21 protein-coding genes are annotated in these 20,776 nt (G+C 62.4%); 14 read left to right on the forward strand and 7 right to left on the reverse strand.

Features of this window, described 5'->3' with window-relative positions:
• Positions 1-12: 12 nt before the first annotated feature.
• From hscA to der, 12 genes are all read left to right on the forward strand, one after another.
• Positions 13-1,875, forward strand: coding sequence for a Fe-S protein assembly chaperone HscA (gene hscA / locus LW136_RS06010; RefSeq protein WP_041013197.1), 1,863 nt, complete (start codon positions 13-15; stop codon positions 1,873-1,875).
• Positions 1,876-1,880: 5 nt separating this feature from the next.
• On the forward strand, positions 1,881-2,219 hold the full coding sequence (fdx, locus tag LW136_RS06015) for an ISC system 2Fe-2S type ferredoxin (RefSeq protein ID WP_003298166.1): 339 nt from the start codon (positions 1,881-1,883) through the stop codon (positions 2,217-2,219).
• 11 nt (positions 2,220-2,230) lie between these two features.
• Entirely contained in the window at positions 2,231-2,431 is a 201-nt protein-coding gene (gene iscX / locus LW136_RS06020; RefSeq protein ID WP_041013198.1) for a Fe-S cluster assembly protein IscX, read from the forward strand.
• A 168-nt stretch (positions 2,432-2,599) separates the two neighbouring features.
• Positions 2,600-3,031 carry a nucleoside-diphosphate kinase gene (gene ndk, locus LW136_RS06025; protein ID WP_003284654.1) on the forward strand — a complete coding sequence of 144 codons (432 nt, stop codon included), beginning with the start codon at positions 2,600-2,602 and terminating at the stop codon, positions 3,029-3,031.
• 19 nt (positions 3,032-3,050) lie between these two features.
• Positions 3,051-4,199, forward strand: coding sequence for a dual-specificity RNA methyltransferase RlmN (gene rlmN / locus LW136_RS06030; protein ID WP_014819466.1), 1,149 nt, complete (start codon positions 3,051-3,053; stop codon positions 4,197-4,199).
• A gap of 11 nt (positions 4,200-4,210) precedes the next feature.
• On the forward strand, positions 4,211-4,969 hold the full coding sequence (gene pilW, locus LW136_RS06035; RefSeq protein ID WP_014819467.1) for a type IV pilus biogenesis/stability protein PilW: 759 nt from the start codon (positions 4,211-4,213) through the stop codon (positions 4,967-4,969).
• Entirely contained in the window at positions 4,966-5,973 is a 1,008-nt protein-coding gene (locus LW136_RS06040; protein WP_041013199.1) for a RodZ domain-containing protein, read from the forward strand. Before pilW ends, LW136_RS06040 begins: the two co-directional genes overlap by 4 nt.
• Positions 5,974-5,980: 7 nt before the next feature.
• The gene (gene ispG, locus LW136_RS06045; protein ID WP_003298158.1) at positions 5,981-7,093 is read left to right on the forward strand and encodes a flavodoxin-dependent (E)-4-hydroxy-3-methylbut-2-enyl-diphosphate synthase; all 1,113 of its coding nucleotides are present in this window, start codon (positions 5,981-5,983) and stop codon (positions 7,091-7,093) included.
• A 16-nt stretch (positions 7,094-7,109) separates the two neighbouring features.
• The gene (gene hisS / locus LW136_RS06050; protein WP_023446543.1) at positions 7,110-8,399 is read left to right on the forward strand and encodes a histidine--tRNA ligase; all 1,290 of its coding nucleotides are present in this window, start codon (positions 7,110-7,112) and stop codon (positions 8,397-8,399) included.
• 27 nt (positions 8,400-8,426) lie between these two features.
• Entirely contained in the window at positions 8,427-9,068 is a 642-nt protein-coding gene (locus tag LW136_RS06055; RefSeq protein WP_014819471.1) for a tetratricopeptide repeat protein, read from the forward strand.
• A 3-nt stretch (positions 9,069-9,071) separates the two neighbouring features.
• Complete coding sequence (gene bamB, locus LW136_RS06060) at positions 9,072-10,220, forward strand: outer membrane protein assembly factor BamB (RefSeq protein ID WP_041013200.1); 1,149 nt, start codon at positions 9,072-9,074, stop codon at positions 10,218-10,220.
• A 102-nt stretch (positions 10,221-10,322) separates the two neighbouring features.
• A complete protein-coding gene (gene der, locus LW136_RS06065) occupies positions 10,323-11,801 on the forward strand; it encodes a ribosome biogenesis GTPase Der (RefSeq protein WP_014819473.1) in 1,479 nt (492 codons plus the stop codon).
• 4 nt (positions 11,802-11,805) lie between these two features.
• On the opposite strand, the gene cysE is transcribed toward der, so the two are convergent.
• Positions 11,806-12,600 (reverse strand): serine O-acetyltransferase, encoded by a 795-nt coding sequence (gene cysE / locus LW136_RS06070; protein ID WP_041013201.1) that lies wholly within the window; start codon positions 12,598-12,600, stop codon positions 11,806-11,808.
• A gap of 158 nt (positions 12,601-12,758) precedes the next feature.
• Between cysE and LW136_RS06075 the strand changes: the two genes are divergently transcribed.
• Together LW136_RS06075 and LW136_RS06080 are read left to right on the forward strand one after the other, a co-directional pair.
• Positions 12,759-13,907, forward strand: a complete 1,149-nt coding sequence (locus LW136_RS06075) for a pyridoxal phosphate-dependent aminotransferase (RefSeq protein ID WP_041013202.1) — start codon at positions 12,759-12,761, stop codon at positions 13,905-13,907.
• A complete protein-coding gene (locus tag LW136_RS06080; protein ID WP_041013203.1) occupies positions 13,895-14,689 on the forward strand; it encodes an amidohydrolase in 795 nt (264 codons plus the stop codon). The genes LW136_RS06075 and LW136_RS06080 overlap by 13 nt, the downstream gene beginning before the upstream one ends.
• 124 nt (positions 14,690-14,813) lie before the next feature.
• On the opposite strand, the gene LW136_RS06085 is transcribed toward LW136_RS06080, so the two are convergent.
• From LW136_RS06085 to leuA, 6 genes are all read right to left on the reverse strand, one after another.
• Positions 14,814-15,191 (reverse strand): DUF2784 domain-containing protein, encoded by a 378-nt coding sequence (locus tag LW136_RS06085; RefSeq protein WP_014819477.1) that lies wholly within the window; start codon positions 15,189-15,191, stop codon positions 14,814-14,816.
• Between the two features lie 4 nt (positions 15,192-15,195).
• The gene (locus LW136_RS06090; protein WP_014819478.1) at positions 15,196-15,822 is read right to left on the reverse strand and encodes a DUF2238 domain-containing protein; all 627 of its coding nucleotides are present in this window, start codon (positions 15,820-15,822) and stop codon (positions 15,196-15,198) included.
• 82 nt (positions 15,823-15,904) lie between these two features.
• Complete coding sequence (locus LW136_RS06095) at positions 15,905-16,636, reverse strand: endonuclease (RefSeq protein WP_041013204.1); 732 nt, start codon at positions 16,634-16,636, stop codon at positions 15,905-15,907.
• A gap of 102 nt (positions 16,637-16,738) precedes the next feature.
• Positions 16,739-17,593, reverse strand: a complete 855-nt coding sequence (locus LW136_RS06100; protein ID WP_041013205.1) for a carboxylate/amino acid/amine transporter — start codon at positions 17,591-17,593, stop codon at positions 16,739-16,741.
• An 89-nt stretch (positions 17,594-17,682) separates the two neighbouring features.
• Positions 17,683-18,738 carry an NAD(P)-dependent alcohol dehydrogenase gene (locus LW136_RS06105; RefSeq protein ID WP_041013206.1) on the reverse strand — a complete coding sequence of 352 codons (1,056 nt, stop codon included), beginning with the start codon at positions 18,736-18,738 and terminating at the stop codon, positions 17,683-17,685.
• Between the two features lie 300 nt (positions 18,739-19,038).
• Positions 19,039-20,709: a 2-isopropylmalate synthase gene (gene leuA, locus LW136_RS06110; protein WP_041013207.1), complete on the reverse strand. Its 1,671-nt coding sequence runs from the start codon at positions 20,707-20,709 to the stop codon at positions 19,039-19,041.
• Positions 20,710-20,776: the final 67 nt, after the last annotated feature.

The following is a 20,776-nucleotide window of genomic DNA, read 5'->3' on the forward strand; positions in this document are numbered from 1 at the left end:
TATCAGACAGACATGGCCTTACTTCAGATTGCCGAGCCCGGACAAACCCCCCAGCCCCATCAGCGGCGCCTGGCTGTCGGAATAGACTTGGGGACCACCAACTCCCTCGTAGCTGCCCTGCGCAGTGGTGTCACTGCGCCGTTGGCCGATGCTGATGGGCAAGTGATCCTGCCGTCGGTGGTGCGCTATCACGCTGACCGCATTGAGGTTGGCGCACAAGCCAAACTTGCCGCGGCCACCGATCCGTTCAACACCATCAGTTCGGTCAAACGGCTGATGGGTCGTGGGCTGGCCGATGTGAAGCAGTTGGGCGAACAGCTGCCGTACCGCTTCCGTCAGGCTGAGTCGCAAATGCCGTTCATCGAGACCGTTCAGGGCGCCAAGAGCCCTGTGGAAGTCTCGGCTGAGATCCTGCGCGCACTCCGTCAGCGTGCCGAGGCGACCCTGGGCGGTGAACTGGTCGGTGCGGTGATTACCGTTCCTGCCTATTTCGACGATGCCCAGCGTCAGGCGACCAAGGACGCCGCGCGGCTCGCTGGGCTCAGCGTGCTGCGCCTGCTCAACGAGCCGACCGCGGCCGCCGTCGCCTATGGTCTGGATCGTCATGCCGAAGGCGTCGTCGCGATCTACGATCTCGGAGGTGGTACCTTCGATATTTCGATTCTTCGCCTGACCAAGGGCGTTTTCGAGGTGTTGGCCACTGGTGGCGACACGGCTCTGGGTGGTGATGATTTCGACCATGCCGTAGCGGACTGGATTCTCGAGCGTGCCGGTGTGTCCGACGATCTCGAGCCGGGCGCGCAGCGTGAATTGCTGAAGATTGCCTGCGATGCCAAGGAGCATCTGAGTGATGTGGATGCGGTGGATGTCGCGTATGCCGGCTGGTCAGGCGAGCTGCAACGCGAGACCTTCGATGCGCTGATCGAGCCGATGATTGCGCGCAGTCTCAAGTCCTGCCGGCGTGCTGTGCGGGACTCGGGTGTGGAGCTTGAGGAGATTACCGCAGTGGTCATGGTCGGCGGTTCGACCCGAGTGCCAAGAGTGCGCTCGGCAGTTGGGCAGCTGTTCGGTCGCGAGCCACTGACCGACATAGACCCTGATGAGGTTGTGGCCATTGGCGCGGCGATTCAGGCTGAAACCTTGGCTGGCAATAATCGCGATGGGGAAGAGCTGTTGCTGCTCGATGTGATCCCGCTGTCCCTCGGGCTGGAGACCATGGGCGGGCTGATGGAGAAGATCATTCCGCGCAACACCACGATTCCGGTGGCGCGCGCGCAGGACTTCACCACCTACAAAGATGGCCAGTCGGCCATGATGATTCATGTGCTGCAGGGCGAGCGCGAGCTGATCTCCGACTGCCGTTCGCTGGCTCGATTCGAGCTGCGCGGTATTCCGCCGATGGTCGCCGGGGCGGCAAAGATTCGCGTCACCTTCCAGGTCGATGCTGATGGCTTGCTCAGCGTGTCCGCGCGTGAGTTGGCATCCGGCGTGGAGGCGAGTATTCAGGTCAAGCCTTCCTATGGCCTCACCGATGGCGAAATCGCCAGGATGCTGGAGGACTCTTTCCGCAAGGCGGACGAGGACCGTGACGCCCGGGCGTTGCGTGAGCAGCTGGTTGATGCCCAGCGCCTGCTCGAGGCGGTCGAGGCTGCGCTGGCCGTCGATGGCGAGCGCTTGCTGTCTGCTGAAGAGCGCGTGGCGATCGACTCCCAGGTCGCCGAGTTGCGCGGATTGCTGGACAGCCAGGATGTGCTGGCCATCGAGCGCCAGACCAAGCGCCTGAGCCAGATCACCGACGCCTTTGCTGCGCGCCGGCTGGATTCGACCGTCAAGGCCGCGCTGGCCGGGCGGCGGCTAAACGATATCGAGGATTGACCCAGATGCCGCAGATCATTTTCCTGCCCAATGCCGACCATTGCCCTGAAGGCGCCGTTATCGAGGCGCAGACCGGCGAGACGGTGCTGGACGCCGCGCTGCGCAATGGCATCGACATCGAGCATGCATGCGAAAAATCCTGTGCCTGCACCACCTGCCACGTTGTGGTTCGCGAAGGCTTCCAGTCACTGGAAGCTTCCGATGAGCTGGAGGACGACATGCTCGACAAGGCGTGGGGGCTTGAGCCCAATTCCCGGCTGTCCTGCCAGGCAGTGGTGGCTGATGCCGATCTCGTCGTGGAGATTCCGAAGTACACAATCAATCAGGTTTCCGAAGGGCACTGAGGGTGGGCGTCATGCAGCTGAAATGGAGTGACGTGCAGGAAATCGCCATCGAGCTGGCCGAGCGCAAGACCGATGTAGATCCGCGCTATGTGAATTTCCTTGATCTGCATCGCTGGGTGGTGGAGCTTCCGGGCTTCGCCGATGAGCCCGGTCGGGGCGGCGAGAAAGTGCTCGAAGCCATCCAGTCGGCCTGGATCGAAGAGGCCGAATAGAGCGGTTTCGAAGTTTTCGTTTTCCTCCGGTTGGGTGTTTCGGGACCGTTCGGCGGTCCCTGGCGCCATCCGGGCTTCTACCCTCTACCCTTATGTTTTTTGACATGAACCCGCGTATAATCCGCGGGTTTACTCGTTCGCTTTAACCCATCAGTTTTGGAGTCCTACATGGCCCTGCAACGCACCTTCTCCATCATCAAGCCCGACGCTGTCGCCAAGAACGTCATCGGCGAAATCACTACCCGTTTCGAGAAGGCCGGCCTGCGCGTCGTCGCTTCCAAGATGGTTCAGCTGTCCGAGCGCGAAGCGGCTGGCTTCTACGCCGAGCACAGCGAGCGTGGCTTCTTCAAGGATCTGGTTGCTTTCATGACTTCCGGTCCAGTCATCGTTCAGGTTCTGGAAGGCGAAGACGCCATCGCCAAGAACCGTGAGCTGATGGGCGCCACCAACCCGAAAGAAGCTGCTGCCGGCACCATCCGCGCTGATTTCGCCGTTTCCATCGACGAGAACGCCGTGCACGGTTCCGATTCGGAAGCTTCCGCTGCTCGTGAAATCGCTTACTTCTTTGCTGCCACCGAAGTGTGCGCACGCATTCGCTGATTGAGCGAAGGTGAATTCAATGATTGCCACGACCGGTAAAGTGAATCTGCTCGGGCTTACCCAGTCGCAACTGGAGAGCTTCTTCGAGTCCATCGGGGAGAAGCGTTTTCGCGCCGGTCAGGTGATGAAGTGGATTCACCATTTTGGTGTCGATGATTTCGACGCCATGAGCAATCTCGGCAAGGCCTTGCGCGAAAAGCTCAAGGCCTGCGCCGAGATTCGCGGCCCGGAGGTCGTCAGTGAAGACATCTCCAGCGACGGCACCCGCAAATGGGTCGTGCGTGTCGCCTCGGGCAGCTGTGTGGAAACTGTGTACATCCCCCAGGGCGGACGTGGAACGCTGTGCGTGTCCTCGCAGGCCGGATGTGCGCTGGATTGCAGTTTCTGTTCCACCGGCAAGCAGGGCTTCAACAGCAACCTGACAGCGGCCGAGGTGATCGGTCAGGTCTGGATTGCTAACAAATCATTCGGCTCCATCCCGGCGAAAATCGATCGCGCGATCACCAACGTGGTGATGATGGGGATGGGCGAGCCGTTACTGAATTTCGACAACGTCGTCGCTGCCATGCACATCATGATGGACGACCTTGGTTACGGGATTTCCAAGCGCAAGGTGACGCTCTCGACCTCCGGCGTCGTGCCGATGATCGACGAGCTGGCCAAGGTCATCGACGTTTCTCTGGCATTGTCGCTGCACGCACCCAACGATGCGTTGCGCGATCAGTTGGTGCCGATCAACAAGAAGTACCCGCTGGACATGCTGCTGGCGGCATGCAAGGGCTATATCTCGAGGCTTGGCGAGAAGCGCGTGCTGACCATCGAGTACACCCTGCTCAAGGGCATCAACGATCAGCCCGAACATGCCGAGCAGATGATCACGTTGCTGGCGGATATCCCGTGCAAGATCAATCTGATCCCGTTCAATCCGTTCCCTCACTCCGGATATGAGCGGCCGAGCAACAATGCCATCCGCCGTTTTCAGGACATCCTGCACAAAGGTGGGCACAATGTAACGGTGCGTACCACCCGCGGCGAAGACATCGACGCGGCTTGCGGTCAGCTCGTCGGCCAGGTGCTGGACCGGACGCGTCGAAGCGAGAGATACATCGCTGTGCGTGAGCTACAGAGCGAGCCAGGTGCGGCGCAAACTGCTTCGAACCGATCCTGAGGGGGATGCTGATGATTTTGCGCGCTGCGCTGCTGCTTCTACTGACCGGCCTGTTGGCCGGTTGTGTGTCTTCTGGATCCACTGATCCGCTGAGAACCGACGAAGGTCGCCAGCAGGCCCGCGACGCCTATATTCAATTGGGGATCGGCTACCTGCAGCAGGGCGCCGCCGCGCGCGCCAAGACGCCACTGCGCAAGGCTCTCGAAATTGATCCGAACAGCGCCGATGCACACGCCGCCCTGGCTTTGGTATTCCAGACCGAAATGGAAAACGACCTGGCCGACAAGCACTACCGTGAAGCGCTCTCCAGTCGCAAGGACGCCCGCATACTCAACAACTACGGCAGCTTTCTGTTCGAGCAGAAGCGCTACCCCGAAGCCATGGAGCGTTTCCGTCAGGCTTCCGAAGACAACATGTATTCCGAGCGGGCTCGGGTCTTTCAGAATCTGGGTATGACTGCACTGCAGTTGGGCCAGCGTGAAGAGGCCGAACTCCATTTCACCCGCTCGCTGCGCCTCGACAGTCGCCAGCCCCGCGCGTTGCTCGAGCTTGCACTCATGGCCTTCGAGGACAAGCAATACGTTCCAGCCAAGCGTTACTACGATAGCTTCAGCCAACTGGCCGAGCAGAACGCACGGAGTCTGCTGCTCGGTATCCGTCTGGCCAACATCCATCAGGACCGCGACACTGCTGCAAGCCTCGCGTTGCAGCTGAGGCGGCTGTATCCCGGTACGGATGAATACAAGCAATATCTTTCGGAGCAACGATGACCGCGCCGCACCAAGAATCCGCTGCACCGATGGGCAACAACCCCGGCGAGACGCTGCGTATAGCTCGCGAAGACAAGGGCTGGCCGCTGTCTGCAGTTGCACAGCAGCTGAATCTCACCGAGCGCTCGCTGGCTCGCATCGAGGCCGGCGATTTCAGTCAGTTGCCAGGGCACACCTTTGCCCGGGGTTACGTTCGTGCCTATGCCAAGTTGCTGGGGTTGGATCAGAATCGCCTGGTTCAGGAGTTCGACCTGCACACCGGTACCAACGCTTCTGGAAGCAACGTCAACAGCCTGGGGCGCATCGAAGAGCCCGGCCGTCTGTCGCGAAGCTTCATGCGTTTCTTCGGCTTTGCCTTGTTGCTGCTCCTGGCTGCAGTCGCCTGGTATTGGTGGCAGGAACGCATGGCTCGAGAGGCCACGACGCCACCGGTGTCGGCGCTGGAGCGAATCGAAGTGGAAGGCGCGGATGGAACCACCGAGATCCATCTGCTTGATCGCGCTGACGAGGGTGCCGAGCAGCAGAGCGAACAGCCAGTCGAGCAAACAGCACCGCTAGCCGATTCGAACGAGAGTGAAGCGATCGAGTCTGAGCAACAGGCGCCAGCCACCACTGATGTGCAGGGCACCATCACCGAGCCGGCGGGCGAGGCCGCGGAGTCTCTGCCGCTGACGCTGCCTGACAGCCCCACGCAAAGCGCTGACGCAACGGCCTCCCAGGCTCCCACGAGTGCCTCGAACGACACCGCCCCGCCAGTAGCCGGCGAGGCGCAGCTGGAGCTGAGTTTCACCGCCGATTGCTGGACGCGAGTCAGCGATGCCGACGGACGAGTACTGTTCAGCGCGCTGGCCAAGGCCGGGACCAGCAGGGCGGTCAGCGGCAAGGCACCATTGGACGTACATCTGGGCTACGCTCGCGGCGCCCAACTCAGTTACAACGGCGAAGCTGTGAACCTCGCCTCTCATATGCGCGGCGAGACAGCGCGCCTCAAGCTCGGACAGTAAGCTGACCATGCATTCCGAATCTCCTATCAAGCGTCGCCAATCCCGCAAGATCTGGGTGGGCAATGTGCCGGTCGGTGGTGATGCGCCGATTTCCGTACAGAGCATGACCAATACCGAGACCTGTGATGTCGAGGCGACGGTTGCGCAGATCCAGCGCCTGGCCAATGCAGGCGCCGATATCGTCAGGGTTTCAGTGCCTTCCATGGAGGCTGCCGAGGCCTTTGGGCGCATCAAGCAACTGGTGCAGTTGCCGTTGGTGGCCGACATCCATTTCGATTATCAGATCGCTCTGCGCGTGGCCGAGCTCGGCGTTGATTGCCTGCGCATCAATCCGGGCAATATCGGTCGCGAAGATCGCGTGCGCGCGGTGGTCGATGCGGCGCGCGACAAGGGCATCCCGATCCGCATCGGGGTGAATGCCGGTTCGCTGGAAAAGGACCTGCAGAAAAAGTACGGCGAGCCGACCCCGCAGGCGCTGGTGGAGTCCGCCCTGCGCCATGTCGATCATCTCGATCGCCTGGACTTCCAGGACTTCAAGGTCAGCGTCAAGGCTTCCGATGTATTCATGGCGGTCGAGGCCTATCGGTTGCTGGCCGGGCAGATCGAACAGCCGCTGCACCTGGGCATTACCGAGGCGGGTGGACTGCGTTCCGGCACTGTGAAGTCCGCGGTCGGGCTGGGCATGCTGCTCGCTGAAGGCATCGGTGACACCATTCGCGTGTCGCTGGCGGCCGACCCTGTCGAGGAAATCAAGGTCGGCTTCGATATCCTCAAGTCGCTGCGTCTGCGTTCACGTGGTATCAACTTCATTGCCTGCCCGAGCTGCTCGCGGCAGAACTTCGATGTGGTCAAGACCATGAACGAGCTGGAAACCCGCGTGGAAGACCTGCTGGTACCGATGGACGTTGCCGTGATCGGTTGCGTGGTGAACGGTCCAGGAGAGGCGAAGGAGGCCCATGTCGGGTTGACCGGTGGCAGCCCTAACAACCTGGTCTACATCGACGGCAAGCCGGCGCAAAAACTGAACAACGAAAATCTCGTCGATGAGCTGGAGCAGCTCATCCGACGCAAGGCCGCCGAGAAGCTCGCGGCCGACGCGGCGGTCATCGCGCGCAGCTGATCTTTAAGGAATCCCATTGAGCAAGTCCCTGCAAGCCATTCGTGGCATGAACGACATCCTGCCTGCGCAGACCCCGACCTGGCGTTATCTGGAAAGCACCTTCGCGCAACTGCTCGACAGCTACGGCTACAGCGAGATTCGCCTGCCTATCCTGGAGTTCACCGACCTCTTCGCTCGCGGCATCGGTGAAGGCACCGACGTGGTCGACAAGGAGATGTACACCTTCCTCGATCGCAACGAAGAGTCGCTGACCCTGCGTCCTGAAGGCACTGCCGGCTGTGTGCGCGCCGTGCTCGAGCATGGCATGACCGGTGGCGGTCAGGTGCAGAAGCTCTGGTACACCGGGCCGATGTTTCGTTATGAGAAGCCGCAGAAGGGCCGCTATCGGCAGTTCCACCAGATCGGCGTGGAAGTCTTCAACCAGCCTGGGCCTGATGTCGACGCCGAGCTGATCGTGATGACGGCGCGCCTGTGGAAGCAGCTCGGCCTGGCCGACGCTGTAACGCTGCAGCTCAACAGCCTGGGCTCCAGCGAAGCACGTGCGCGCTACCGCGATGCGCTGGTGGCCTACCTGCAGCAGCGTTTCGATCAGCTCGACGAGGACAGCCAGCGGCGCCTGACGACCAATCCGCTGCGTATTCTCGACAGCAAGAATGCCCAGACTCAGGCGCTGCTGGCCGATGCACCGACGCTGCATGACTACCTCGACGATGAGTCGCGCGTGCATTTCGAAGGCCTGAAGGCGCGCCTCGATGCAGTCGGCATCGCCTACGAAATCAACCCGAAGCTGGTGCGTGGTCTGGATTACTACGGTCGAACCGTGTTCGAGTGGGTTACCGACAAACTGGGCTCGCAGGGCACCGTCTGCGCTGGCGGCCGTTACGATGGCCTGATCAGTCAGTTTGGCGGTAAGCCTACCCCGGGTGTCGGCTTCGCCATGGGCGTCGAGCGCCTGGTGCTGCTGCTGGAAACCCTTGGTCTGGTGCCGGACGCCCTGAGCCCGGCGCCGCATGCCTATATCTGCGCATTCGGTGAGCCTGCTGAGCTGGCAGCACTGGCTCTGGCCGAGCGCCTGCGCGATATGCTGCCAGGGCTGCGCCTGCTGGTGAACGCCGGTGGCGGCAGTTTCAAGAGTCAGTTCAAGAAAGCGGACAAGAGCGGCGCGCGCTTTGCGCTGATCCTAGGTGACGACGAACTGGCAGGGCGCGTGGTAGGTTGCAAGCCGCTACGCGACGACAGCGAGCAACAAAGCATTGCCTGGGATGCTCTGCCCGAGCGTCTGGCTGCCTGCCTCGAGCAGGTCTGAGACTAAGCGAATGAAAGGAGTGACAGCGTGACCTCGGGTACCGAAGAAGAAACACTGGCGCAGATCAAAGACTGGTGGCAGCGCAACGGCAAGCCTCTTCTGTTTGGGGCTGTGCTCGCTCTGGTCTTGGTGTTCGGCTGGCAATTCTGGCAGAACCATCAGGTCAACCAGGCGCAGGGTGCCTCGGTGATCTATCAGCAGCTGCTCGGCGCAGCGCTGGAAGAAGGTGAAGCCGATGCGGCGGAAGTTGCGCGATTGGGCAATCTGCTGAAGAAAGATTTCGCCGGCACGCATTATGCGCAGTACGGCAGCCTGTTCGTGGCGAAGGTGGCGGTCGAGTCGGGGCGGTTGGACGAAGCGGCTAGCGAGCTTCGCGCCGTGGTCGACAAGCCCGCCGACAAGACGCTGGACGAGCTGGCTCGTCAGCGTCTGGCACGCGTTCTGGCTGCGCAGGACAAGGCAGAAGAAGCGCTCAAGCTGCTGGACGGCAAGGCTGATCAGGCCTTCGCTGCCAGTCGCGAGGAACTGCGCGGCGATCTGCTGGTGCAGCTTGGCCGACGCGACGAGGCACATGCGGCCTACACCGCGGCGAAAGAGTCGCTGTCCCAGGATGCGGCCATCGGTGGTCTGCAAATGAAGCTGGATGATCTGGCCCGAGGGGAGGCGTAAACGATGCGCTGGAAGACTGCAGCATTGCTGACCCTGGCCGTACTGGCCGCGGGTTGTAGCAGCAAGGACACTAAAGAGCCGGAACCGGCGGAGCTGACCAAGTTCGAGGCGGAAATCTCCTTGAAGAAGGAGTGGAGTCGTTCGATCGGTGAAGGGCAGGGCAAGACCTACAACCTGCTGACGCCGGTGGTGTATGGCGACCAGATTTACGCCGCCGATGTCGAAGGGCTGGTGGTATCCATGGATCGCCTGACCGGCAAGGTCAACTGGAAGAAGAAGCTTGATACGCCGGTTTCCGGCGGGGTAGGCGCCGGGTACGGCCTGGTGCTGGTTGGCACCCTGCGCGGTGAAGTGCTGGCGCTGGACGTCAGCACGGGCGAGGAGCGCTGGCGCAGTCAGGTCAGCAGTGAAGTGCTGGCTGCCCCGGCCGTCAATGGCGACATCGTTCTGGTGCAGACGCAGGACGATCGGCTGATCGCGCTGGAGATGGATACCGGCGCGCAGCGCTGGAGCTACGAGAGCTCTCCTGCGGTGCTGACGCTACGCGGGACCGGCGCACCGCTGCTGACCAATCAGCTGGCCGTTGCCGGCCTGTCCAGCGGCAAAGTGGTCGCACTGGATACCCGTCGTGGGCTTCCGGTCTGGGAGCAGCGCGTTGCCATTCCGCAAGGACGTTCGGAGCTTGAGCGGGTCGTCGATATCGACGGTGGTCTGCTGCTATCCGGTGGCACGCTCTACGTCACCAGCTATCAGGGCCGTGCCGCGGCACTGGAACTGGAAAGTGGTCGTGTCCTATGGCAGCGCGATGCGTCCAGCTATTCGGGTGCTGCTCTCGGCTACGGTAGCGTTTACCTGAGCCTTGCCGACGGCACTGTCGAGGGGATCGACGAGCGCTCCACGACTGCTCTGTGGCGCAACGAGTCCATGGCGCGCCGCCAGCTTTCGGCTCCCGCAGTATTTTCCAGCTATGTTGTGGTGGGTGACATCGAAGGCTATCTGCACCTGCTGAGCCAGGTCGATGGTCGTTTCGTCGCTCGCGAGCGTATCGACAGCTCTGGCGTCCGCGCCCGTCCGGTAGTCGAGGGCGACTGGCTGTATGCCTTCGGCAATGACGGCAAGCTGGTGGCGTTGACTATCCGTCAGGCTGACTGACCGCAAGTTGCGCCCACGGCTCCGCCTGGCGGAGCCCTGAATATTCGGCCGCTGCAATGCAGCGGCCTTCGTGTTTTCTGAAATATCGCAGTGGAGAGCCGCATGGTTCCCGTAATCGCCCTGGTGGGCCGCCCGAACGTCGGCAAGTCCACCTTGTTCAATCGTCTGACCAAGAGCCGCGACGCCATCGTGGCCGAGTACGCCGGTCTGACCCGAGATCGCCAGTACGGCGAGGCCAAATGGCAGGGCCGCACCTACATCGTCATCGACACTGGTGGTCTGACCGGCGATGAGGAGGGCATCGACGCCAAGATGGCCGAGCAGTCCCTGCAAGCCATGCAAGAGGCCGATGCGGTGATGTTCATGGTTGACGCGCGTGCCGGCATGACGCCTGGCGATCAGATGATTGCCGAGCACCTGCGCAAGATGAACAAACGCCACTTCCTGGTGGCGAACAAGGTCGACAGCATCGATCCGGATATCGCCCGAGCGGAATTCAGCCCGTTGGGCCTGGGCGACGCCCTTCCGATCGCCGCCGCACATGGCCGTGGTATCACCCATATGCTCGAGCAGGCGCTCGGCATGTTCCCCAAGGACAACGCCGAAGTTGCCGAAGCCGAGGGTGAAGAGGGCGAGACGGTTGCCGAAGGAGAAGAGCTCAAGCGCATCCCTGGACCGAGCGAAAAGGATGGCATCAAGATCGCCATCATCGGCCGGCCCAATGTGGGCAAGTCGACGCTGGTCAATCGCATGCTCGGTGAGGAGCGGGTCATCGTTTATGACCAGGCCGGTACAACCCGCGACAGCATCTACATTCCCTTCGAACGTGATGACGCCAAGTACACACTGATCGACACGGCCGGTGTGCGCCGTCGCGGCAAGATCTTCGAGGCCGTAGAAAAGTTCTCGGTGGTCAAGACGCTGCAGGCGATCCAGGATTCCAACGTCGTGATTTTCGTCATGGATGCCCGCGAGGGAGTGGTCGAACACGATCTGAACCTGCTCGGCTTCGTGCTGGAAAGCGGTCGGGCGTTGGTCATCGCACTGAACAAGTGGGACGGCATGGAGCCGAGTGAGCGCGACTATGTGAAGACCGAGTTGGAGCGCCGGTTGTTCTTCGTCGAGTTCGCCGACATCCACTTCATCTCCGCCAAGCATGGTACCGGCGTCGGTAATCTGTACAAGTCCGTGCAGGCCTCGTTCACTTCAGCCGTGACGCGATGGCCCACCAGCCGTCTGACGCAGATCCTTGAAGATGCGGTTCGCGAGCATGCGCCGCCGATGGTTGCCAGCCGCCGGATCAAGCTTCGTTACGCGCACTTGGGCGGCGCCAACCCGCCGCTGATCGTGATCCATGGCAACCAGGTCGACTCGATTCCAAAGTCCTACACCCGTTATCTGGAGAACACCTACCGACGCGTCTTGAAGCTGGTCGGTACGCCCATCCGTATCGAGTACAAGGGCGGAGAAAACCCTTACGAGGGCAAGAAAAACACGCTTACCGACCGCCAGGTCAACAAGAAGCGCCGTCTCATGTCGCACCACAAGAAGGCCGAGAAGAAGCGCCGCGACAAGCGCTGACTGCTCAGCGATCTCCGTCGAACGACTGGTCCATATCCAGGGCCGGTCGTGCGTGGCGCGGCGTGCCGACCTGACGAGCCGGATTGCCAACCACCGTGGTATGCGGCGCAACGGGATGCAGCACGATGCTGCCGGCGCCAACCTTGGCGCCTTCGCCAATCTCGATGTTCCCGAGAATCTTCGCTCCAGCGCCGATCATCACGCCGCTGCGTACCTTCGGATGGCGGTCGCCGCCTTCCTTGCCCGTACCGCCCAGGGTAACGCCCTGCAGGATCGACACGTCATCGCCCACCACAGCGGTTTCGCCGATGACAATGCCGGTCCCGTGATCGAGCATGATGCCGCTGCCGATGCGGCTGGCCGGGTTGATGTCGATGCCCAGGCGTTCATTGCTGCGTGCCTGGATGAACATTGCCAGCAGGCGTTCGCCCTGTTCATGCAAGTGGTGCCCGACACGATAGGCCTGTAACGCCAGATAACCCTTGGAGAACAGGAACACTTCCAGCGCGGTGTCGAACGCCGGGTCGCGGCTGACGATTGCCTGCAGGTCAGCGCACGCCACCTCGGCGAGCGCTGCGGCCTGTTGGTGAATGCCAGCGAAACGATCAGTCAGCGTACGGCTCTGCTCGGTGCTTTCCGCCAGCGCATGGCCAATGCGCTGGGCAAGCGCGCAGCCGAAATCGGGATGCTCGAGGATAGCCCGCTGGAATAGCGCGGCCAGGGTCGGCTCCGCATCCAGCGCGTGAAGCGCCTGGGCGCGTAGCTCGTTCCACAGCGGGCTGACTGAATGACTGGGCATGCGAGGTTCCTTATGGTCGATACGCGAGGGTGCTCGTTCGCTGCACTGTAGCAGCCCGATGGCAGGCGCCGTGCACCCTCGTATCGTGCATCGCTGTTCGGCTATTCTGTTTGCCTTCCTGCCGAACCCCCGTGCGGCAGGCTTGTCGGAAGGCTGACATGCTCATCAGTAAACTGCCCAACGTTGGCACGACCATCTTCACCACCATGTCCCAGCTGGCCGCGGACGTCGGTGCGCTGAATCTCTCCCAGGGCTTTCCCGATTTCGATGGCCCCGACGCGCTGCGCGAGGCACTGGCCCGCCACGTCATGGCGGGACACAACCAGTACGCACCGATGACCGGATTGCCGGCCCTGCGTGAGCAGGTCGCGGTGAAGGTAGCCGGGCTGTACGGACGGAAAGTGGATGCCGCCACCGAGGTCACGATTACCCCGGGTGCTACCCAGGCGATCTTCTGTGCGATCCAGGCAGTGATCCGGCCGGGTGACGAGGTCATCGTCTTCGATCCGTGCTATGACAGCTACGAGCCATCGGTGCAGCTGGCTGGTGGCGTCTGCATTCACCAGCAACTGAGCCTGCCGGATTTCCATATCGATTGGCAGCGCCTGGCCGATGCCATTACCCCGCGCACGCGGATGATCGTGCTGAATACGCCGCACAACCCCAGCGGTGCATTGATCGATGCTGATGATCTCGAACGTCTGGCGGCGCTGATCCGCGAGCGTGACATCTATCTGCTCAGCGACGAGGTCTACGAGCATCTTGTGTTCGACGGCCGCGAGCATGCCAGCGTGCTGCGCCACGATGAGCTCTATCAGCGCGCATTCGTCGTCAGCTCTTTCGGCAAGACCTACCATGTCACCGGCTGGAAGACTGGATACGTGGTGGCGCCGCCTGCACTCAGCAGCGAGCTGCGCAAGGTGCACCAGTACGTCAGTTTCACCGGTGTCACGCCGCTGCAGTGGGCGTTGGCCGATTTCATGGCCGAGCATCCCGAGCACATCAGCGAGCTACCGGCGTTCTATCAGGCCAAGCGCGATCTATTCTGTGACCTGCTGGCGGGCTCGCGCTTCAGCTTTACCCGTGCCACCGGAACCTACTTCCAGCTCGCCGACTATTCGGCTATCCGTCCTGATCTGGATGACGTCGCCATGGCTGAGTGGCTGACCCGCGAGCACGGGGTTGCGAGCATTCCGATTTCGGTTTTCTACCAGAGCCCCCCGGCCGATCTGAGGCTGGTGCGCTTCTGCTTCGCCAAACGAGAGGAGACGCTGCGTCAGGCGGCGGAAAGACTATGCGCGATCTGAACAATCTGCCCGACCTCGAACTGGCGCTGGTGCAAACCAGCCTGATCTGGCAGGACGCTGCGGCCAACCGCGAGCGCTTCGCCGTACTGCTGGATCAGGCCAGCGGTGCGGACCTGATCGTCCTGCCGGAGATGTTCACCACCGGTTTTTCCATGGATTCGGCCGCGCTGGCCGAGCCGGAAGAGGGGCCGACCTACGCCTGGCTTCGCGCTCAGGCCGCGCGACTGGATACGGTGATCACCGGCAGCGTGATCATCGAGGCGGCCGACGGAAGTCACCGCAACCGACTGCTCTGGGCGCGCCCGGATGGTGAGGTGCTGCACTACGACAAGCGTCATCTGTTCCGCATGGCGGGTGAGCACAAGCACTACACGCCAGGGCAGCAGCAGGCGCTGTTCGAGGTGAACGGTTGGCGCGTGCGCCCGCTGATTTGCTACGACCTGCGCTTCCCGGTGTGGAGCCGCGATCCACACGGCACTGACCTGCTGCTCTACACGGCGAACTGGCCAGCCGCGCGCCGCGATGCCTGGAATCGCCTGCTGCCGGCGCGGGCCATCGAGAATCTGTGCTATGTCGCGGCGGTCAACCGAGTCGGCGAAGACGGCAAGGGCTATCCCTATAGTGGCGACAGCCAGGTGCTCGACTTCAAGGGTGACACGCTGCTGAACGGCGAAGAGCGTGATGCCGTGTTGCGCTGCACGCTGCGCTCACGCGATCTGGCGGCGTTCCGCGAGCGCTTCCCGGCCTACCACGATGGCGATCAGTTCGAGCTCAAACCCTAGGCCCGGACCTCGGGCGATAGCCTGCTGCACTAAGGCGAGGCAGCGCGAGGTGCTGCGCTAACGGCGGGGAGCGTGAACGGCTGTTGTGGGGAGGCTCCCACCCTGGCGGCCGGGCACCCGCTGGTTAGTGCGTTGTGCTGTGGCGCCGTCGACGCCACAACAGCCAGCCATAGATCAGCAGATTGACCAGCAGCACTATTGCCGCCAGCACATATTGCACCGGTATGCTCAGCCAGGCCGGGTAGATCAATGGCAGCAGGTAGTGCTCGATAAAGCCCGCCTCATACCCCGCGTCACCCGCCAGCCGTCGCAGCAGATTCTCCCAGTACGTCAGCGGACACGGCCTCCCGGTCAGCTCGACGAAAACGCCCCAGACGATCGCCGGAATGTGCAGCAACACGAAGCCGCGTTTCCATGCGACCAGCAAGCCGCCAAACAGCACGAAGAGAATGAACCCGAGGTGCAGGAGCAACACGGCGTCCGCGCCAACTCGATAGAGCATTGGGCTACGCCGTCGCGTCTGCGCGACTCATGCCGCGGATCTGACGATCCTGCAGGCGCGCCATGAGGGTGACGGACAGTAGAGCGCCGAGCATTGCCATGAACATGTCCGATTGGGTATCCCATGGATCGCCCTGGGTGCCGAGAAAATCCTCCGCGCCCTGCCCGGCGATAAGCGCCACCCACCATTCGATGAGCTCATAGAAGGCGCTGAAGGCCAACGCGACACAAAGTGCGAGAAAGCCGAGCATCTTTCCTGGCGCGACGAAGCGCAGGCGGAGCAGGATCTCCCGCGCCAGCAGCGCGGGCGTCACACCCTGAATGAAATGGCCGAGCTTGTCATAGGGGTTGCGGCTGAGGTCGAACCATTCCTGCACCCAGAATCCCGGTGGTACCCGCGCGTAGGTGTAGGTGCCACCGAGGATCAGGATCAGCGCATGAACGGCGATCACCACGTAGAGCAGTCGCGTCAGCGGCAGGCGCTGGTGGCTCCACAGCAGCAGGGGCGCAGCGATCAGTACCGGAGCGACTTCCAGCAACCAGGTGGCACGGTCATACGGAGCGATCGCGGAGCAAGCCAGCGCCAGCAGCACTACCAACCCCAGCGTTGAATAGAGTGTTCTGTCCTGCATCGAGTTAGCCGTCGTGATCGATCCAGCCGGCAGCATGCCGGGGAGCCAGTCGGCCTGCAACCGGACGCAGGGTCAGGGCGCCTCAACCCTGGCGGGCGGCCGCCGCTGCCGAGCGGGAGAGCGAACGATTGCAGCGCCGCAGGTCGACGGCACCGACATAGGCATTGGCATTGCCCTGCACGCAGGCGATGCGCTGGTTGCGCGTGCGCTCCCATTCGCTGACCGGATGCTGGCGGTTCCAGATGTCGTACAGGCGCCGGTCCTGTTTCGACAGGCGCAGTTTGTAGCGCTCGCTCATGTACAGATAGGTGCGGGCGATGGCACCGCGGCTGTACTCGGGTGGCATGGCCGTGCGCTGCTTGAAGTTCACCACGAAGGGGCAGGCACCGTACTGGGTGGGCTTTTCGCTGAGCATGCCGAAGCCGAAGTTGCTGCGGTCGCCGTTCACCTCGCCGACCACCGGAACCAGGTTGTGCAGGTCGGCCTCGGCCAGGCTGAAGATGGGGTCTTTGGCGGTGCACTGCTTGCGCCCGCCCTGTTGCCAGCACTGACGCTGATGGCCGATGACCCAGGCCGGGACGATATGCTCCCACTCCACCCGTTGAGCGCGCTTGGGCTGCTTGCGCGGGACATACCCGCAGCTGCGCAGGTCGATGCGATTGCCCTTGAAGCTGCAGCCGCAGTAGAAGTCCACCGGTCGGTCGGCATAGAGCGTCCAGGCGACCTTCTTCGCTTCGCGGAAGGTGCGAGGCGCATCGGCGTAAGTGTTGGTGCAGCAGAACAGGGCAAGCAGAAAGAGACTGAGGCGGCGCATGGAATTCTCGACAACTGAACGAGTGTCGCATCCATGCGCGGGCCGGCATCTTACCTTTCGTTTAAGTAAAAGTAATAAAAAACAATAACTTGCATGATGTCATCAGGCCTTCATACGGCCCAGGCGGTTGATCTGCAGAGAGGCGAGAATGATCGCGCCGCCGACCGCGAGCAGTGTCAGGTTGGTCGTGGTGCCCCAGAACAGCAGGTTGAGCAGCAGACCCACCGGCACGGCCATGTTGTTCATCACCGCCAGGGTGCCGGCATCCACCAGTGTCGCGCCCTTGTTCCAGCAGAACTGGCCGACGGCGGTGGCCAGCACGCCCATCCAGATCAGCACCGCCCATTGCGTCGTGGTGGTCGGCAGCTTTTCCGCATTACCGAACAGCAGCCACGCCGGCAGCACGATCAACAGTGCGCCGAGGAAGAAGTAGCCGAAGCGGCGATGCAACGGCACGTCGGAGGGGTACCGCTGCGCCAGATGCTTGTAGAACACCTGGCCGGCGGCGAAGGTGAAATTGGCCAGCTGCATGAGCAGGAAGCCGCCGAGAAAATCGCCGGAAACCCCGTCGTAACGGATGAGCCCGGCGCCGAACACCGCGACGGCTGCCGCGACCAGCGCCCAGGGGTTGAAGCGACGGTTGAGCGCGTCGTCGATCAGCGTCACGTGCAGCGGCGTGAGCACGGTGAACAGCAGCACTTCGGCGACCGTCAGCACGTTGAAACTCATGTACAGGCAGAGATACGTCACGCCGAACTGCAGCGCGCCGACCAGGGTCACGCCGGCGATGAAGCCGGGGGCGACACCGCGCCAGCGGGTCAGCGGCAGGAACACCAGGCCGGCGAGAATCACTCGGGTCAGCACTGCGAAATAGCTGTCCACCTGGCCGGCCAGGTAGACGCCGATCAGGTTGAAGGAAAAGGCCCAGAGCAGGGTGACGAAGATCAGATAGCGCATACCGCCTCCACGACGAAGGCCGGCGACCTTAGCGGCTGCGCATGAAAGAGGGAAGGGCTGGCGCGCCCGCAGGCTCGCCAGCCGAGCGGTCAGGCCGCTTTCAGGGTGGCCATGTCGATGACGAAGCGGTACTTCACGTCGCTCTTGAGCATGCGCTCGTAGGCTTCGTTGATGTCCTGCATGCGGATCATCTCGATGTCCGAGACGATGCCGTGCTCGGCGCAGAAGTCGAGCATCTCCTGGGTTTCGGCGATGCCGCCGATCAGCGAGCCAGCGATGCGGCGGCGCTTGAAGATCAGGCCGAACACGCTGGGCGACGGGTGCGGCGAAGCCGGTGCGCCGACCAGCGTCATCGTGGCGTCGCGCTTGAGCAGATTCACGAACGCATCGAGGTTGTGCGGCGCGGCAACGGTGTTGAGAATGAAGTCGAAGCTGTTGACGTGCGCAGCCATCTCCTCCTTGTTCTTCGACACCACCACTTCCGACGCGCCGAGGCGCAGCGCATCTTCCCGCTTGTCCGGCGAGGTGGTGAACAGCACGACCTTTGCACCCATAGCGTTGGCGATCTTCACCGCCATATGGCCAAGACCGCCGAGGCCAACTACACCGACCTTCTGCCCCGGGCCGACCTTCCACTGGCGCAGCGGCGAATAGGTGGTGATGCCCGCGCAAAGCAGCGGCGCGACGGCGGCGAGGTTGTCGGTGTGGTTGATGCGTAGCACGTACTTTTCGTCCACCACGATGTTGTCGGAATAGCCGCCAAGGGTGTTCTCGCCACCGCCGAAGGCTGGACCGTTGTAGGTGCCGACGAAGCCGTTCTCGCAATACTGCTCCAGCCCCTCGCCACAGGAGGAGCAAGTGCGGCAGCTGTCGACCAGGCAGCCGACGCCGGCGATATCGCCCGCCTTGAACTTGCTGACGTTCGCGCCGACCGCGCTCACGCGGCCGACGATCTCGTGGCCGGGCACGGATGGATACAGCGTGTTGTTCCACTCATTGCGTGCGGTATGCAGGTCCGAATGGCAGACGCCGCAGAAGAGAATCTCGATCCGTACATCGTTAGGCCCAACTTCGCGGCGCGAAAACGAGTAGGGGGCGAGCGGGGCGCTCGGGTCGAGGGCGGCGTAACCGATGCTGTTGCTCATGACGGCTCCTTTGTTCGTTCGGGATTTGCAGAGGCCAAGCCTAATGGCACCGGAAACAGGAGCGTTTGCACAATCCTGCCGATGGCTGACGTGTTTCTGCCGAATTGCCGTGGCCTGGCTGACTGAGTTGGGAGGGTATTGGGAGGCGAACAGTTCAGTCGCTCACCGCAGTCGGGCGCGACCGGCGACGCGTGGCGGCGTCGCAACAATGTGCCGGCGCCATCGGTGATGGCGCCGGCGGGACGAGCTTGCCGGCGTGGCGCTCAGGAATGGCGAGCCCGATGGGCTCGCCGCAGGGGCTCAGGCGGCCTGCTCCTGCGCCTCTCGCAAGGCCCGGTTCATGGCACTGAACAGCGCACGGATGCTGGCGGTGGTGATGTTTTCGTCGATGCCGATACCGTGCAGCGGGCGCTCGCCGTCCAGGCGTACCTCGATATAAGCAGCGGCCTTGGCGTTGCTGCCGGCGCCGATGGAGTGCTCGTGGTAGTCCATGATTTCCAGCTTCACTGGCAACGCGGCGACCAGCGCTTCCAGCGGCCCCTTGCCGATGCCGCGCCAGTGGGCCACCTCGCCATCGGTCGCGACTTCCACATCCACCGCACTGGTGCCGTTCTCTTCCTGCAGGCGATGGCCCTTGAGCGTGTAGGGAGCGGTGGCTTGCAGGTACTCGGCTTCCAGCAGCGCATAGATCTGCTTTGCGCTCATTTCCAGGCCGAGGCGGTCGGTTTCCTTCTGCACCACTTGGCTGAACTCGATCTGCATGCGCCGCGGCAGGCTGATGCCGTACTCCTGCTCGAGCAGGAAGGTGATGCCGCCCTTGCCGGACTGGCTGTTGACGCGAATCACGGCCTCGTAGCTGCGGCCGATGTCGGCCGGGTCGATCGGCAGATACGGCACCTCCCAGACGCCCTCCTGATCCTGCTGGGAAAAGCCCTTGCGAATCGCATCCTGGTGCGAGCCGGAGAACGCGGTATGCACAAGGTCGCCGACATAGGGGTGGCGCGGGTGTACTGGCAGCTGGTTGCATTCCTCCACCACCTTGCGCACGGCGTCGATGTCGGAGAAGTCCAGTTGCGGGTCAATGCCCTGGGTGTACATGTTCAGCGCCACGGTGACCAGGTCGACGTTGCCGGTGCGCTCGCCATTGCCGAACAGGCAGCCTTCGACGCGATCGGCGCCGGCCATCAGGCCCAGCTCGGTGGCGGCCACGCCGGTGCCGCGATCGTTGTGGGTGTGCAGGCTGACCAGCACGCTGTCGCGACGGTCGACGTGGCGGCAGAACCACTCGATCTGGTCGGCGTAGATATTGGGTGTGGCGGCTTCCACCGTGGCCGGCAGGTTGAGGATCAGCTTCTGCTCAGGAGTCGGCTGGAACACCTCGATCACGGCGTTGCATACCTCGACCGCGAATTCCGGCTCGGTGGAGCTGAAGATCTCCGGCGAGTACTCGAAGCGCCACGCGGTTTCCGGGTTCTGCGCAGCCAGGCGCTTGATGATCTGCGCCGCGTTGACCGCGATGTTTATCACGCCGGCCTTGTCCTGGTTGAAGACGATGCGGCGGAAGCTCGGCGCGGTGGCGTTGTAGTAGTGGACGATGGCCTGCTTGGCGCCCTTCAGTGATTCGAAGGTGCGTGTGATCAAATCTTCACGGGCCTGGGTCAGCACCTGGATAGTGACGTCGTCGGGGATGTGCCCACCTTCGATCAGCTCGCGGACGAAGTCGAAGTCGGTCTGTGAGGCAGAGGGGAAGCCGACCTCTATTTCCTTGATGCCAACCTGCACAAGCGTCTTGAAAAAACGCATCTTCTTCGCGGCATCCATCGGCTCGATCAGCGACTGGTTGCCATCGCGCAGATCTGAGCTCAGCCAGATCGGTGCCTGGGTGATCGACTTGGACGGCCAGGTGCGATCCGGAATATCGATGGCCGGAAAGGCGCGGTATTTTTTCGATGGGTTCTTGAGCATGGTCATGGCGTTTCCCCAGGTAAAGCTCGAGCTAGCAACTTGTTTGCCCAGTACGGGCAGTGGTTTATGGTGC

Origin of the sequence: Stutzerimonas kunmingensis, from assembly GCF_021432085.1 — a bacterium.
In the GTDB taxonomy this organism is placed as follows: Bacteria; Pseudomonadota; Gammaproteobacteria; order Pseudomonadales; family Pseudomonadaceae; genus Stutzerimonas.